The 14,962-nt window shown below is 65.7% G+C and carries 12 protein-coding genes; 5 read left to right on the forward strand and 7 right to left on the reverse strand.

All coding sequences use genetic code 11. From position 1 onward, the window contains the following. Positions 1–177: 177 nt before the first annotated feature. Positions 178–3,990, forward strand: coding sequence for a DUF3971 domain-containing protein (locus tag BJA_RS21525; protein WP_028171255.1), 3,813 nt, complete (start codon positions 178–180; stop codon positions 3,988–3,990). 76 nt (positions 3,991–4,066) lie between these two features. On the opposite strand, the gene BJA_RS21530 is transcribed toward BJA_RS21525, so the two are convergent. Next, entirely contained in the window at positions 4,067–5,761 is a 1,695-nt protein-coding gene (locus BJA_RS21530) for a methyl-accepting chemotaxis protein (RefSeq protein ID WP_063921459.1), read from the reverse strand. A 268-nt stretch (positions 5,762–6,029) separates the two neighbouring features. After that, entirely contained in the window at positions 6,030–7,724 is a 1,695-nt protein-coding gene (locus tag BJA_RS21535) for a methyl-accepting chemotaxis protein (RefSeq protein ID WP_011087100.1), read from the reverse strand. Here BJA_RS21535 and BJA_RS21540 point away from each other — a divergent pair. Then, positions 7,707–7,946: a hypothetical protein gene (locus BJA_RS21540; protein ID WP_133415017.1), complete on the forward strand. Its 240-nt coding sequence runs from the start codon at positions 7,707–7,709 to the stop codon at positions 7,944–7,946. The genes BJA_RS21535 and BJA_RS21540 overlap by 18 nt on opposite strands. Positions 7,947–8,085: 139 nt before the next feature. Here BJA_RS21540 and BJA_RS21545 read toward each other — a convergent pair whose 3' ends face one another. The 3 genes from BJA_RS21545 to tyrS form a co-directional block, all read right to left on the reverse strand. Beyond that, positions 8,086–8,523, reverse strand: coding sequence for a DoxX family protein (locus BJA_RS21545; protein WP_038967103.1), 438 nt, complete (start codon positions 8,521–8,523; stop codon positions 8,086–8,088). A 211-nt stretch (positions 8,524–8,734) separates the two neighbouring features. After that, positions 8,735–9,994: an MFS transporter gene (locus BJA_RS21550; RefSeq protein WP_011087102.1), complete on the reverse strand. Its 1,260-nt coding sequence runs from the start codon at positions 9,992–9,994 to the stop codon at positions 8,735–8,737. 57 nt (positions 9,995–10,051) lie between these two features. Further along, positions 10,052–11,305, reverse strand: a complete 1,254-nt coding sequence (tyrS, locus tag BJA_RS21555; protein ID WP_011087103.1) for a tyrosine--tRNA ligase — start codon at positions 11,303–11,305, stop codon at positions 10,052–10,054. A gap of 164 nt (positions 11,306–11,469) precedes the next feature. Here tyrS and BJA_RS21560 point away from each other — a divergent pair, with 164 nt between their 5' ends. The 3 genes from BJA_RS21560 (at position 11,470) to BJA_RS21570 (ending at position 13,694) form a co-directional block, all read left to right on the forward strand. After that, on the forward strand, positions 11,470–12,573 hold the full coding sequence (locus BJA_RS21560; RefSeq protein ID WP_011087104.1) for an anhydro-N-acetylmuramic acid kinase: 1,104 nt from the start codon (positions 11,470–11,472) through the stop codon (positions 12,571–12,573). Between the two features lie 109 nt (positions 12,574–12,682). Then, positions 12,683–13,360, forward strand: a complete 678-nt coding sequence (locus BJA_RS21565) for a glutathione S-transferase family protein (protein ID WP_011087105.1) — start codon at positions 12,683–12,685, stop codon at positions 13,358–13,360. 10 nt (positions 13,361–13,370) lie between these two features. Continuing rightward, entirely contained in the window at positions 13,371–13,694 is a 324-nt protein-coding gene (locus BJA_RS21570; protein ID WP_011087106.1) for a DMT family transporter, read from the forward strand. Here the strand turns inward: BJA_RS21570 and BJA_RS21575 are convergent. Together BJA_RS21575 and BJA_RS21580 are read right to left on the reverse strand one after the other, a co-directional pair. Further along, entirely contained in the window at positions 13,691–14,203 is a 513-nt protein-coding gene (locus tag BJA_RS21575) for a DUF1697 domain-containing protein (RefSeq protein ID WP_011087107.1), read from the reverse strand. The two genes, BJA_RS21570 and BJA_RS21575, sit on opposite strands and share 4 nt — an antisense overlap. An 8-nt stretch (positions 14,204–14,211) precedes the next feature. Continuing rightward, positions 14,212–14,859 carry an alpha/beta hydrolase gene (locus BJA_RS21580; protein ID WP_008143006.1) on the reverse strand — a complete coding sequence of 216 codons (648 nt, stop codon included), beginning with the start codon at positions 14,857–14,859 and terminating at the stop codon, positions 14,212–14,214. Positions 14,860–14,962: the final 103 nt, after the last annotated feature.

The raw sequence follows: 14,962 nt of genomic DNA on the forward strand, positions 1-14,962 counted from the left end.
TTTCGGCGGGTCAACCAAAGCGGTATTGCAGCTCTCGTCCGGTGTACCGGATTCGCGCCCTCGGCTGGGCAAGTCTGACGACGCCGGAGTATGGTTACAAGGAATTCCACGCACCACCCCACTGCTCGTTGAACGCGCTCCCGGGGCGAAATGACGAACAGCAGGAATATTCGAGGTATGGCGGCAACGCCGGCGCAGGGGCGTTCGCTCCCGGTCGACGGCTGCGGTCCCGGCGGCGCTCAATCCCACGATGGGCGCCTGTATCGAGAGGCAATGGCAAGGAATAAGTCGCCCCAGGATTACAATCGGGATTTCGATCGGCGCGGCGGTCATTCGGAGCCGCAGGAATGGGACGATGCCGACTGGGACCCGGATCAGGAAGCGGCGGCGGGCTATCGTGCGCGCCGGCTGTTGTCGCGTTCCAATTCGGGCTTCCATCGCTTCGGTGACGGGTTTGGGGCGGTGCGCCGCTGGCTGGCGGCCGATCGCTGGCTGAAGCGGCTGGCTATCGTCGTCGGCGCCTTGGCCGTCATCTTCGTCGGCTGTTTCGGCGCGCTGTGGTGGCGGCTCGGGACCGGTCCGATCAATCTCGACATCGCAACGCCCTGGCTTGCAGCGGCGATCGAGGACAACATCGGCCACGGCAATACTGTGGAGGTCGGCGGCACGCAGATCGAGCGGGCCGGGCGGATCCGTATCGCCGTGCGCATCCGCGACATCGTCGTTCGCGACCACGACCACGCCATCGTCGCCACCGCGCCGAAGGCCGAGGTGAAGCTGTCGGGTGCGGGTCTGCTGATGGGGCACCTGCGCGCCGAAAGCCTCAATCTCGTCGACGCCGAGCTTGCGATCCGCATCGCGCCCGACGGGACCGTCACGGTGTCGGCCGGTGATACCGCAAAACCGCTGGCAACCGGCGTGGCCTCCAAGAAGGACGCCGGCCTGCCGCCGACATTCCCGCGCAACGGAGTCCCGCCGCCGCCGTTCGCGACCGCGCCTGCAAGCCCCGATGCATCCCAGGCGGCGCCTCAGGCGACTGCGCAGAGCGGCATTCTCCAGGGCCTCGACTGGCTCGACAGCCTGAGCATGACCGGCCTCGACGGCCAGAACCTCAACGAGATCGGTCTGAAGAACGGCAATCTGATCGTCGACGATCAGCAGCGCGGCAGCAAATGGACGTTCGAGAACATCACGCTCAGCCTGCGCCGGCCGAGCCGCGGCGGCGTCGCGCTCAGCCTCGGCGAGGAGGGCGCGCGTCCATGGTCGCTGCGTGCCACGATCGGTCCCGCCGAGAACGGCGTGCGCTCGGTCGACATCCGCGCCGACAAGGTTTCCACCGCCAACATCCTGCTGGCGCTACGGGTCAAGGATCTCACCTATACCGCCGACCTGCCGCTGACCGGCGAGCTCAAGGGCGAGCTCGGCCGCGACGGCGTGCCGACCTTCTTCCGCGGCAAGATCACGGTCGGCGCGGGCAACATCATCGACACCGACACGCCCGATTATCCGATGGCGATCGACTCGGCCGAGATCAATGTCGAGTGGGACTCCAATCGGCGCGTGCTGGTCGCACCGTTCAAGATTCTCTCGGGTGCGAACCGCCTGACGCTGCTGGCGCATCTGGAGCCGCCCAACGGCAGCATCAACGACTGGCAGCTCGGCTTCAGCGGCGGCTCGATCCTCCTGGGCGGCATCGACAACGAGCCGCCGCTCGTCTTCAACCGCATTGCGATCGGTCTTCGCTTCGATACCGACCACAAGCGCCTCCTGCTGACGCAGGCCGATATCAGCAATGGCGAGATCGGCGTCGCCGGCACCGGCGCCATCGACTATTCCGGCGAGCCGCGGCTCACGCTGGGCTTTGCGGGAACGCCGATGTCGGCTTCCGCGCTCAAGCGGATGTGGCCGACGCTCGTCGTTCCGGAATTGCGCGAATGGGTGATCGAGCGGATCGAGCGCGGCACGCTCCAGCGCATCGAGATCGGCGTCAATTCGCCGACCAGGAACCTTCCACGGAAGGGCCCGCCCATTCCCGACGACGGCCTCTCGGTCAACATCGTGGCGAGCGGCGTCGCGGTCCGCCCGGTGGACGGCATGCCTGTCGTGCACGATGCCGATTTGAAGGCGCGCGTGACCGGGCGCACCGCCACCGTGAGCATCGGGCAGGGCATTGCCGACACGCCCGCCGGCCGCAAGGTCACGATCTCCGACTTCGTCTTCGAGGTGCCGGACATGGCACCCAAACCCTCGCCCTCGCGCACCAGGTTTCGCGTCGACGGACCCGTGCCTGCGGCGGCCGAAATGCTCGCCAATGACCGGCTGAGCGATCTGTCGGCGACCGTCGTCGATCCCAACACCAGCAAGGGAACGTTCTCGGCGAACATCCAGCTCGGCTTGCCGGTCAAGGGCGAGCTGACCAAGGCCGACACCACCTACGCCGTCACCGCCGATCTCAACGGCTTTGCCGCCGACAAGCTGGTGATGAACCAGAAGCTGGAGGCCAACAATCTGAAGATCGTCGCGAGCAACCAGGGCTACCAGGTCAAGGGCGACGTCAAGATCAACGGGCAGGCGGCCTCGCTCGACTATCGCAAGCAGGCCGAGGGCGATGCCGACGTCCGCCTGCAGGCGACGCTGGACGATGCGAGCCGCGCGCGTCTCGGCTTCGATCTCAGCCCGGCCGTCAGTGGCTCGTTGCCGATCAAGCTCTCGGGCAAGATCGCGGGCGGCGCGGACCAGACCACCAAGCTCGGCGTCGAGGCCGACCTGACCTCGGTCAAGCTCGACAACATCCTGCCTGGCTGGGTCAAGCTGCCGGGCAAGTCGGGCAAGGCCAGCTTCAAGGTGGTGCCGACCGCGCAATCGACGCGCTTCGAGGACATCGTCATCGAAGGCGGTGGCGCCTCGATCAAGGGCTCGCTCGAGGTGGACCCGAACGGCGACCTCATGAACGCGAACTTCCCGATCTACGCGCCATCCGACGGCGACAAGGCGTCGTTGAAGGTCGAGCGCAGCCAGGACGGCGTGGTGCGCGGCACGATGCGCGGCGACGTGTTCGACGGCCGCGGTTTCCTGAAGTCGGCGATCTCAGGCAATTCCAAGGACGATGCCAAGAGCAAGATGAAGAACGTCGATTTCGACATCGACGTGAAGCTCGGCGCCGTCGCCGGATTCAACGGCGAGGCGATGCGCAGCGTCGATGCCAAGATGTCGCGGCGCAGCGGCGCCGTCAAAGCCTTCACGCTGAGCGGCAAGATCGGCCGCGATACGCCGGTGGCGGCCGATCTGCGCGGCGGCCGTGCCCAGGGTGCCCGCGAGGTGATCTATCTCCAGACCAACGATGCCGGCGCGCTCCTGCGCTTCACCGATACCACCAACAAGGTCTTCGGCGGCCAGATGGTGGTGGCGATGGAGCCGCCGACGTCAGAGCCTACGACCAGGGAAGGCCTGATCAATGTACGCGACTTCACGGTCAAGGGAATGGATCAGCTCGATCGCGTGGCGGCGGGCGGTCCCAATGGCGCGCAGAGCGGCGTGTCCTTCACCGCGCTGCGAGCGGAGTTCACCCGGCAGAACGGCGCGCTCACGATCCGCGACGGCGTCGTCAAGGGACCGATGATCGGCGGCACCATCGAAGGCTCGATCGACTATCCCGGCAACCAGGTCTGCATGAGCGGCACCTTCGTGCCGATGTACGGCGTCAACAACATCTTCGGCCAGATCCCGTTGTTCGGCATCTTCCTCGGCGGCGGCAACAACGAGGGATTGATTGGCGTAACCTATGAGGTCGTCGGCACGCCGGCCGCGCCCGTGATGCGCGTCAATCCAATCTCGGCGATGGCGCCCGGCCTGTTCCGCAAGATCTTCGAATTCAACACCGGCAAGCAGAACACGCCGTTCGACGAACAGTTGCCATCGGCACAATCCGGCGACAGCCCGACGGGGTCAGCAAGACCGCTGTCGAGCGGTTGCAGCCTCGCGCGGCGCTAGCGACAAGCTTGAATGGCTCGTTATGCCCGGGACAAGCCCGGCCATGACGAATGCGGAGGTTTAGGCGTCCGGAAACTTACGCCGCGCGCACGCCTGCCAGGAAGGTGCCGACTTCGCCGGAGAGCTGCTCGGCCTGCTTGGAGAGGCTGCTGGCCGCCGCGAGCACCATGCCGGCGGCGTTGCCGGTTTCGTTCGCCGCGGTGCTGACGCCGCCGATATTGGTGGTGACCTCCTTGGTGGCCTCCGCGGTCTGCGAGACGCTGCGCGCGATCTCGGCGGTGGCGGCGCCTTGCTCCTCGATGGCCGCGCCGATCGAGGTGGCGATCCGGCTGACTTCCTCGATGGTGGCGGTGATGCCGCCGATGGCATCCACGGCTTCCTTGGTCGCGCCCTGGATCTGGGCGATCTTGTCGCCGATCTCGCGGGTGGCCTCGGCGGTCTGGCTTGCGAGCGACTTCACCTCGGAGGCGACGACGGCAAAGCCGCGGCCGGCTTCACCGGCACGCGCGGCCTCGATGGTGGCGTTGAGCGCGAGCAGATTGGTCTGCGCCGCGATGCTGGAGATCAGCTCGGCGACGTGCTCGATCTGTTGAGCGCCGTCCGAGAGGGCGCGCACGATGGTGTCGGTGCGGCGGGCGTTGTCCACGGCGCGGCCGGTGACCTCGGCCGATTGCGCGACCTGGCGGCTGATCTCGGTGATCGAGGACGAAAGCTCTTCCGCCGCCGAGGCCACGGTCTGGACGCGCTGGCTGGCTTCATTGGCGGCCGAGCCGACCAATGCGGCGCGGCGGTTGGTGCCTTCGGCGGTGGACGACATCGACTTTGCGGTGGTCTCGAGTTCACCGGAGCCCGAGGCCATCAGGCCGACGAGCTGGCCGACGGAGGCATCGAAGCGGTCGGCGAGCGCGATCAGGCCGTCGCGCTTCTCCTGCTCGCTGCGGGTCTTGTTGGCGATCTGCTCGGCCTCCAGGTTGCGCGCCGTGAGTGCGGTCTGCCGGAGCACTTCGAGCGTCTCGGCCATGCGGCCGATCTCGTCGCCGCGGCCGGTCTCCTCGACCGGCTTGTCGATGGCGCCTTCGGAAATCTCCTGCATGCGGTTCTTCTGGCGGTCGAGCGCGCCGAGCACGTCGCGGGCGATCAGCCAGGACAGTGCGGCCATCAGCAGCATCAGGCCGACGCCGATGACGGCTAGCTCCAGCGTCAAGGCACGCACGTCGGCGTCGATGTCGTCGACATAGAGGCCGTAGGCAATCGCGACGTTCCAGGGTGCAAACTGGCGAGCGAACACCAGTTTGCGGACTGGAACGGTTTCGCCGGGACGCGGGAACAGATAGGACAGGATACTGCCTTCCGGTGCCTGCTTGCCCGCGGCCACCGTGGCGTCGCCGATGACGATGCCATTGGCATCCTTGATGCCGTTGTTCTTGCCCTCGAGCTGAGGCGCGCCGCCATTCATCATGACAGTGGAATCGGCGGTGTAGACCACGGGATAACCTTGGCCGCCGTTGAACTTCATCTGTCGGCCGCGCAGCTTGAACTGGGCCTGCGCCTCGGCGAGCGTCATCTTGCCGCCGGCGACCTCGTCCTGGAGCGATTGCGCGAAGCCGTGCAGCAGATCGACCGCCGTCTGCATCTGGCGCGCGCGATCTTCGAGCATGCGGGTCTTGCTGAGATAGGCTGACGCGACGATGAGGGCGGTCACGGTGAGCGCCGCAAGACAGACCATGCTGGCGAGCTTGGTGCGGATCTTCAGGTGACTGAGCAGCGTCATGACGGCCTCGCGAACGGTTGTAAGATGCTTGTTCTCGCGCAGCCGTATCAGGAAGTGCTTACCATTCCTGAACGCAGGGCATGGCGTGTTCAGACGCGGCGCAATTTGCGCAGCCATGGACACGCATATGCAGGCGGGGTGCCGACGCCTGCGGCGACATGTCCAAAAAAATCGGTCGGGATCGTGTTCGCGCGATCATGCAGGTTCAAGCCGGGCATCGATTCGTCGATGCATCGTCGCGGTCAGGCCAACGCAGACGTCGCACGGCTTACGCCGCGCGCACGCCTGCCAGGAAGGTGCCGACTTCGCCGGAGAGCTGCTCGGCCTGCTTGGAGAGGCTGCTGGCCGCCGCGAGCACCATGCCGGCGGCGTTGCCGGTTTCGTTCGCCGCGGTGCTGACGCCGCCGATATTGGTGGTGACCTCCTTGGTGGCCTCCGCGGTCTGCGAGACGCTGCGCGCGATCTCGGCGGTGGCGGCGCCTTGCTCCTCGATGGCCGCGCCGATCGAGGTGGCGATCCGGCTGACTTCCTCGATGGTGGCGGTGATGCCGCCGATGGCATCCACGGCTTCCTTGGTCGCGCCCTGGATCTGGGCGATCTTGTCGCCGATCTCGCGGGTGGCTTCGGCGGTCTGGCTTGCGAGCGACTTCACCTCGGAGGCGACGACGGCAAAGCCGCGGCCGGCTTCACCGGCACGCGCGGCCTCGATGGTGGCGTTGAGCGCGAGCAGATTGGTCTGCGCCGCGATGTTGGAGATCAGCTCGGCGACATGCTCGATCTGTTGAGCGCCGTCCGAGAGGGCGCGCACGATGGTGTCGGTGCGGCGGGCGTTGTCGACGGCGCGGCCGGTGACCTCGGCCGATTGCGCGACCTGGCGGCTGATCTCGGTGATCGAGGACGAAAGCTCTTCCGCCGCCGAGGCCACGGTCTGGACGCGCTGGCTGGCTTCATTGGCGGCCGAGCCGACCAAGGCGGCGCGGCGGTTGGTGCCTTCGGCGGTGGACGACATCGACTTTGCGGTGGTCTCGAGTTCACCGGAGCCGGAGGCCATCAGGCCGACGAGCTGGCCGACGGAGGCATCGAAGCGGTCGGCGAGCGCGATCAGGGCGTCGCGCTTCTCCTGCTCGCTGCGGGTCTTGGCGGCGACCTGCTCGGCCTCGAGGTTGCGCGCCGTGAGCGCGGTCTGCCTGAGCACTTCGAGCGTCTCGGCCATGCGACCGATCTCGTCGCCGCGGCCGGTCTCCTCGACCGGCTTGTCGATGGCGCCCTCGGAAATCTCCTGCATGCGGTTCTTCTGGCGGTCGAGCGCGCCGAGCACGTCGCGGGCGATCAGCCAGGACAGTGTCGCCATCAGCAGCATCAGGCCGACGCCGATGACGGCGAGCTCCAGCGTCAAGGCACGCACGTCGGCATCGATATCGTCGACATAGAGGCCGTAGCTGATGGTCACGTTCCAGGGCGCGAACTTGCGCGCGAACACGGTCTTGCGGACCGGCTCGGTCTGGCCGGGGCGGGGATAGAGATAGGAGGTCACGCCGCCCGGCGCGGCCTGGTCGGCAGCCTTGAGGATGGCGTCGGCGATCAGCACGCCATTGGAGTCCTTGGCGCCCGTGATCTTGCCTTCGAGCTGCTGGTTGGCGCCGTTCACCATCAGGGACGTGTCCTGATTGTAGACCACCGGATAGCCCTGGCCGCCATTGAAGTTCATGCGACGGCCGCGCTGGTGGAACAGGGCCTTGGCCTCGGCCTGCGTCAGCTTGCCGGCGGCGACCTCGTCCTGGAGCGATTGCGCGTAGTTGTAGAGGAGCTCCACCGCGGTTCGCATCTGCTGGACGCGGTCCTCCATCATGCGGCTCTTGCTGAGAACGGTCGATACCCCGATGATGGCCGTGACAGTGAGCGCCGCGAGGCAGACCATGCTGGCCAGCTTGGTGCGGATCTTCAGATGACTCAGCAGCTTCATCGCAGCCTCTACGGAATGGTTATTATTGCTCGCATCGGTAGCATGAAGTTCTTACCAATCATGAATGGAGGCATGCGGCGGCCTGCCGCGCGGAACGGCATTCGCAGGCTTGTGCGCAACCGTGCAGGCAAACCGCCACGCGCCGGGAGGCACCGGTTCATGCGCTGGAAAAAATCGATCTTGGACTTTGGTGGCTACAGAGCCTGGCAGGACCTGCAATGAATCGATTCGTTCATCGCATCATCATGTCCGTGCTGCTCGTCGCGGCCCTCGTTCTCATCTGGAACGTGCTGGGAGCGCGCTAGGACGGCACCGGCGATCTGCGGGTGCCGTCCTGCTTGCGGATTGATCCGCGGGCGCGTCAGCGCCGGGCGTAGGCCTCGCCGGATGCGTCGCTCTCCTTGCCCATGACGGCATCGACGCTGATCGAGCCGCCCCCGGCTGCCGAGAGATAGAGGCAGGCGAAGCAGAACAGGATCGCGGCGGTACCGCCATTGAGCAGTGGCAGGAACACCGGCGAGCCGGTCTTGAGCATGTGGCCCATGAAGTAGGCGAAGGCCATTTCGCCCGACAGGATGAACGCCGTGATCCGCGTGAACAGGCCGAGCATCAGGGCCGCGCCGAGCACCAGTTCAAGCGTGCCTGCCGCGTAGATCAGCGGCGGAATGTCGGCGAAGTAGGGAAGCGCCGGAAACTTGAACAGTTTTGCGATGCCGTACTGGAACAGCAGCAGTCCGGTGATGAAACGAAACAGGCTCAGCAGAGCCGGTTGATAGCGAGAGAGATAGTTGAAGTTCATGATTTGCGCCCTTCCATCCAATTCCCAAGCGACTTGAATCGCATTCGGTTCCACCCTGCAAGCTGTAGGCGCGGAATCCGCGCTGACTTTTTCGTCATGTCGGACAAAACGCCGTAAAGCCCGGCGAGTTCGGATTATTCGCGGGTGGCCATGTCGCGCGAGCCCGTAATTTCCCGGTGGCGCGGAGGGGTGCAGGTTACCTCGGACATACCTACCGCCGCAAGGCGGGGACAACCAGGAATGGAATCATCCCGAGCACCACGCTCGCAAGTGCGAAGGCGAGCAACGCGTTGTAGCCGTGGGCCGCGTCGTGGATCAGGCCACCGCTCCAGGAGCCGAACGCCGAGCCCAGCCCGCTGCCGATCGAAATGGTGCCGTAGATCGTGCCGACCCGCTTGCCCTGAAAGATCCGCATCGCGGTCGCGCTGATCAGCGGGCCGCGCGAGCCCATCATGCTGCCGAAGCAGACGACGAATCCGCTGAGCACCAGGATGTTGGGGACGTATTGCAGCAGCCAGAGCAGGGCGATGCCGAGGATCGAGATCGCGTAGCTCAACAGCACGGAAGGCCTGCGCCCGATCAGTCCGTCGAGCGCGGAGACCCCCAACATGCCGAACACAAGCACGACGCCGGAGAAGCCCCAGGCCGTCGCGGCCTGGAGCGGCGGGAAGCCTGCGTCGATCAGGTAGGCCACGATCTGCGCGGCGATCGCGTACATGCCGACGGCGGTGAAGAAGAAGGTCGAGAACAGCGCCCAGAAGGCGTGATGGCGCATCGCGCCGAGAAGCGTCCAGCCGTTGTCGATGAAGTCAGGATCGGTCCTCTTCACCACATGCGGCGAGCCCGTGGCGAACAGCCGCCACGGCAGCAGCAGCAGCGGCACCAGCAGGCCCAATGCTGCAAAGCCGAACAGCTGGTAGGTGCCGCGCCAGCCGATGTGATCGATCAGCAGCTGCGAGGCCGGCAGCAGCGCCAGCACGCCGCCGCCCATGGCCGAATACACCACCGACATCGCGGTCGGCAGGCGCGGCCCGAACCAGCGGCCGAGCAGGATCGAGTTCGGCACGATGCCGATGAAGGCGACGCCGATGCCGACGCAGAGGCCGATCGAGAGCTGGAACTGCCACAGGTGCTGTGCGTGCGCCGCAATCAGGAATGCCGCGCCGAGCAGCGATAGTCCGAGCGCATAGACGATGCGCGGCCCGGAATGGTCGAACAGCCGTCCGACGAAGGGAGCGGTGAGACCGCTCGCGAGCCATGTGAGCGAATAGACCGAGACGATCTGTGCGCGGTCCCAGCCAAAGCTTTCCGAGATCGGCTTCAGGAATACCGTAAAACTGTCGCCGAGCCCACGGCCCAGCACGGCCAGCGTGAAGCAGAGTGCGAGCACGGTGAGTGCGACGCGCACGGCGCCTCCCGGCGTCGCCGCGACGCCATCCTTGCGCGATTCCCTGGGCGTCTTCTGATCCATTGCCGGTCAGGGAGCGCGCTTCGGCGCGCCCTGACAAGCAGCGAAAAGCTCATACGCCTATGCAGGCTTGATGAGGATGTGCTTCTTCTTGCCGAACGACAGCTTGATCACGCCCTCAGGCGTCAGATGGGCCGCCGAGAGCGCCATCTTGTCGTCGGTGACGGGTTCGTCGTTGACGCGCAGGCCGCCGCCCTTGATCTGGCGCCGCGCCTCACCGTTGGAGGCAACGAGGCCCGCCTTGACGAAGGCGTTGAGCACGCCGAAGCCGGCGTCGAGCTCGCCGCGCGGAATTTCCACCGTTGGCAGACTTTCGGCGAGCGCGCCTTCCTCGAAGGTGCGGCGCGCGGTTTCAGCCGCCTCATTCGCTGCGTCACGGCCGTGCAAGAGCGCGGTCGCCTCGGTGGCGAGCACCTTCTTGGCCTCGTTGATCTCCGAGCCGCCGAGCGCCTCGAGCTTGCCGATCTCGCTCATCGGCAGCGTCGTGAACAGCTTCAGGAATTTGCCGACGTCGGCGTCCTCGGTGTTGCGCCAGTACTGCCAGAAGTCGTACGGCGAGAACTGGTCGGCGTTGAGCCACACCGCGCCTTGCGCGGTCTTGCCCATCTTGGCGCCGGAGGCCGTCGTCAGCAGCGGCGTCGTCAGCGCGAACAACTGGTGCGTGCCCATGCGGCGGCCGAGGTCGACGCCCATGATGATGTTGCCCCACTGGTCCGAGCCGCCCATCTGCAATTTGCAGCCGGTGCGCTTGGCGAGCTCGACGAAGTCGTAGGCCTGGCAGACCATGTAGTTGAACTCGATGAAGCTCATCTCCTGCTCGCGCTCGAGGCGCAGCCGGACGGAGTCCATGGTCAGCATGCGGTTGACCGAAAAGTGCCGGCCGACGTCGCGCAGCATCTCGATCCAGTTCAGCTTGGTCAGCCACTCCGCATTGTCGAGCATGACGGCGTCGCTCTTGCCGTCGCCGTAACGCAGCACCTTTGCGAACACGCCGCGGATCGATTCCTTGTTGGCCTCGATCTCGGCGACGGTGCGCATCGCACGCGTCTCGTCCTTGCCGGAGGGATCGCCGACCATGGTGGTGCCGCCGCCCATCAGGGTGATCGGCTTGTTGCCGGACTGCTGGAGCCAGTGCAGCATCATCATGGTCAGGTAGTTGCCGATATGCAGCGAGCGGGCGGTGCAATCGTAGCCGACATAGGCGGTGGCCTCGCCCTTGGCGGCGAGCGCGTCCAGCCCCTCGAAATCGGAGCATTGATGGATGAATCCACGTTCCTGCAGGATATTGAGGAAATCCGATTTAAATGCAGTCATCTGTCGGCGTGCCTGACAATTCTTGGTTTACTGTTTCGGGAGCAATTTAACGGTCTTCCGTGGGAACTCGATTGCTGCCCGCCACTTGGCGCTGTGGCATTATAAGATGTGTCCCTCTGGCACAAGATCGGCATGCCAGAGGGGGGTATTGAGGACGCTGATCCATGATGTTGACGGCACTCGGTTTGATGAGCGGCACCTCGCTGGACGGGGTCGATGTCGCGCTGATCGAAACCGACGGAAAGCAAGTGAAGGCGTTCGGTCCGTCCGGCTACCGGCCCTACAGCCCGGTCGAGCGCAACCTGCTGCGCCAGGCGCTGAGCGAGGCCGTGCACCTGACGCGGCGCGATGCCCGGCCGGGGATACTGGCCGAGGCCGAACGCGCAGTGACGCAGGCGCATGCCGAAGCCGTCGCCGCCTTCGTGGCCCAGAACCGGATGAGGCCGGAGGACATCGACATCGTCGGCTTCCACGGCCAGACCGTGCTGCATCGGCCCGAGAAGCGGCTGACGGTGCAGATCGGCGACGCGCCGGCGCTGGCCAGGGCGATCCATATCCCCGTGATGCACGACTTCCGCGCCGCCGACGTCGAGGCTGGCGGGCAGGGCGCGCCGTTCGTGCCGGTCTACCACCGGGCGCTGGCACAATCGCTGGAGCGCGAGGGACCAATCGTCGTGGTCAATATCGGCGGCGTCTCGAACATCACCTATATCGACGGCAACGACACGTTGATCGCCTGCGATACCGGGCCCGGCAACGCGCTGCTCGACGATTTCATGTACCGCACCATGAACCAGGCGTTCGACACGGAGGGCAAGTTCGCCGCGCTCGGCACGGCGGATGAGGCCTGGATCGCGCGGGCGCTGGAATTACCGTTCTTCGCGCTGCCGCCGCCAAAATCGCTCGACCGTAACGATTTTGCCGCGCTGAAACTTGGCGACGTGCCGCCGGCCGTCGGCGCCGCGACGCTGACAGCTTTCACCGCGGCGGCGATCGCCCGCATCATCCCGCTGCTGCCGCGGCGGCCGCGGAGCTGGATCGTCTGCGGCGGCGGCGCCCGCAACCTCACCATGCTGCGGATGTTGCGGGAGCGGGTGGGGTCGGCCACCGTCGAGGCCGCCGAGGCCCTCGGGTGGGCCTCCGACGCCATCGAGGCCCAAGCGTTCGGCTTCCTCGCCGCGCGTGGGCTGAAGGGCCTGCCGCTGTCCTATCCGGCTACCACGGGCGTGCCGATGCCGATGACGGGCGGCGTGATCGCGCGGCCCTGAGGTCCAGGCCTTAAAAACAAGATCGGTTAATGCAAGTGCATGGATCTTGACGGATAGATGCAAATGCATCTATTATGGGTGCAGTTGCATCCAACCACCGGGATTGGCCATGACCGCTTCGCTCAAACTGATCAGCCACAAGCTTTGCCCCTATGTGCAGCGCGCGGTGATCGCGCTCAAAGAGAAGGGCGTGCCGTTCGAGCGCGTCGACATCGATCTCGCCAACAAGCCCGACTGGTTTCTCAAGCTGTCGCCGCTCGGCAAGGTGCCGGTGCTGGTGGTGACGACCGACAAGGGCGAGGTCGCGCTGTTCGAGAGCAACGTGATCTGCGAATACATCGAGGAGACGCAAGCGGGCGCGAAGCTGCATCCGGCGGATGCGCTGAGCCGTGCCGAGCACCGCGCCTGGATGGAGTTCGGTTCGGCGATCCTTGGCGATCTCTGGGGGCTGGAGACGACGACCGATCCCGCGACGTTCGAGAGCAAGCGTCAGGCGCTGGCGGCCAAGTTCGCGCGCGTCGAAGCTGCGCTCGGCGCTGGTCCGTATTTTGCGGGCGAGGCGTTCAGCCTTGTCGATGCCGTGTTCGCACCCGTCTTCCGCTATTTCGATCTGTTCGATGAGCTGACCGAGCATGGCATCTTCACGGATGTGCCGAAGGTCCGGGCGTGGCGAGCTGAGCTGGCGAAGCGTCCGAGCGTGCGGAGCGCGGTCGGAGCGGACTATCCGCAATTGCTCCGCGCCTTCCTCGTGCGCCACGACGCGCACCTGCTCAAGCTCGCGGCCTGAGCCCGCACCGATGTCACCATCATTGGCCTGGCTCATGCTGGTGATCGCCGGCGTGCTCGATGTCGGCTGGGCGATCTCGATGAAATATGCGGAAGGCTACACGCGGCCGGGCTGGAGCATCGCGTCGCTCGCGCTGCTCGCGGCCTTCGTGTTCCTGCTCGGACGCGCGCTGAAGGTGCTCGAGGTCGGCGTCGCCTATTCGGTCTGGACCGGCATTGGTGCTGCCGGCACCTTCGTCATGGGCGTGGTGCTGTTCGGCGAGACCCTGAGTGCAATGAAGATCGCCGGTATCGTGCTGGTGCTGACAGGGATCGCCGCGCTGAAGCTGGCCTAGAGCTCCGCGGCCATCCTGGCCAGCGTCGCGATCGTATTCATGTTACGCGCGGTGCCGGTTTTCGCGGCGGGGATGACGAGCTTCGATGTCCCCATGCCGTCGCCATAGTGGACGTAGATCTCGCGGCGGCCGAGGCGCAGCTCCTCGTTCTTCTGGCCGCGAATCCCGGACAGCGCATCCGCGGGCGGAGCCTTGTCGAGGAAGATCGCAACCGTGCGGTTGGGCGCGGCTTTCGGAAAGGGATTATCGGTCGCGACTTGCGCCATTTCGGCGGCGCTGCGCACAAGCACGCCAACCGGCGCACCGGCGTAGGCATGGAGGCGCTGTTCGAGTGCGCTCTTGATCGCAGCTTCTGATTTGCGGCTGGTGAAGACGACGTTGCCGCTGGCGATATAGGTGCGCACGGCGGCAAAGCCGAGATCCTCACACATCGCCTTGAGCTCGCTCATCGGCAGCTTGCCGGTGCCGCCGACATTCACGGCACGCAGCAAGGCGACGAACGAGCCCATTTGGGGCCTCAGCGCACGTTCGCCAGACGCATGTCCAGATAGGCCGTGATGGTTTCCATCAGCGGCTCGAGCTTGGCGTCGAAGAAGTGGTTGGCGCCGGGGATGACCTGCTGGTCGATCACGATGCCCTTCTGCGTCTTCAGTTTCTCGACCAGCGTGTTGACGTCCTTGGGCGGCACCACCGCGTCCTTCTCGCCATGCACGATCAGGCCTGAGGACGGGCAGGGCGCGAGGAAGGAGAAGTCGTAGAGGTTGGCGGGCGGCGCGATCGAGATGAAGCCCTCGACCTCGGGACGGCGCATCAGGAGTTGCATGCCGATCCAGGCGCCGAAGGAGAAGCCGGCGACCCAGCAGGCACGCGCTTCGGGGTTGATGGTCTGCGCCCAGTCGAGCGCTGCCGCCGCATCCGACAATTCGCCGGTGCCGTGGTCGAACGAGCCCTGGCTGCGGCCGACGCCGCGGAAATTGAAGCGCAGCACCGAAAAGCCGCGGTGCGCGAAGGCGTAGTAGCACTGGTACACGATCTGATGGTTCATCGTGCCGTGAAACTGCGGATGCGGATGCAGGATCATCGCGATCGGCGCGTTCTTCTGCTTGGCCGGGTGGTAGCGGCCTTCGAGACGGCCGGCGGGGCCGGCGAAAATAACTTCAGGCATCGATGATCTCTTGGTTGATTCCGTGGAGAAGCGGTCCTTGGCAATCAACCGATTGTGGCCTCATCGACAGTGATGCCGACGAAAGCGCGAATGGAAGGAAGCG

This window comes from Bradyrhizobium diazoefficiens USDA 110, from assembly GCF_000011365.1.
GTDB classification, from domain to species: domain Bacteria; phylum Pseudomonadota; class Alphaproteobacteria; order Rhizobiales; family Xanthobacteraceae; genus Bradyrhizobium; species Bradyrhizobium diazoefficiens.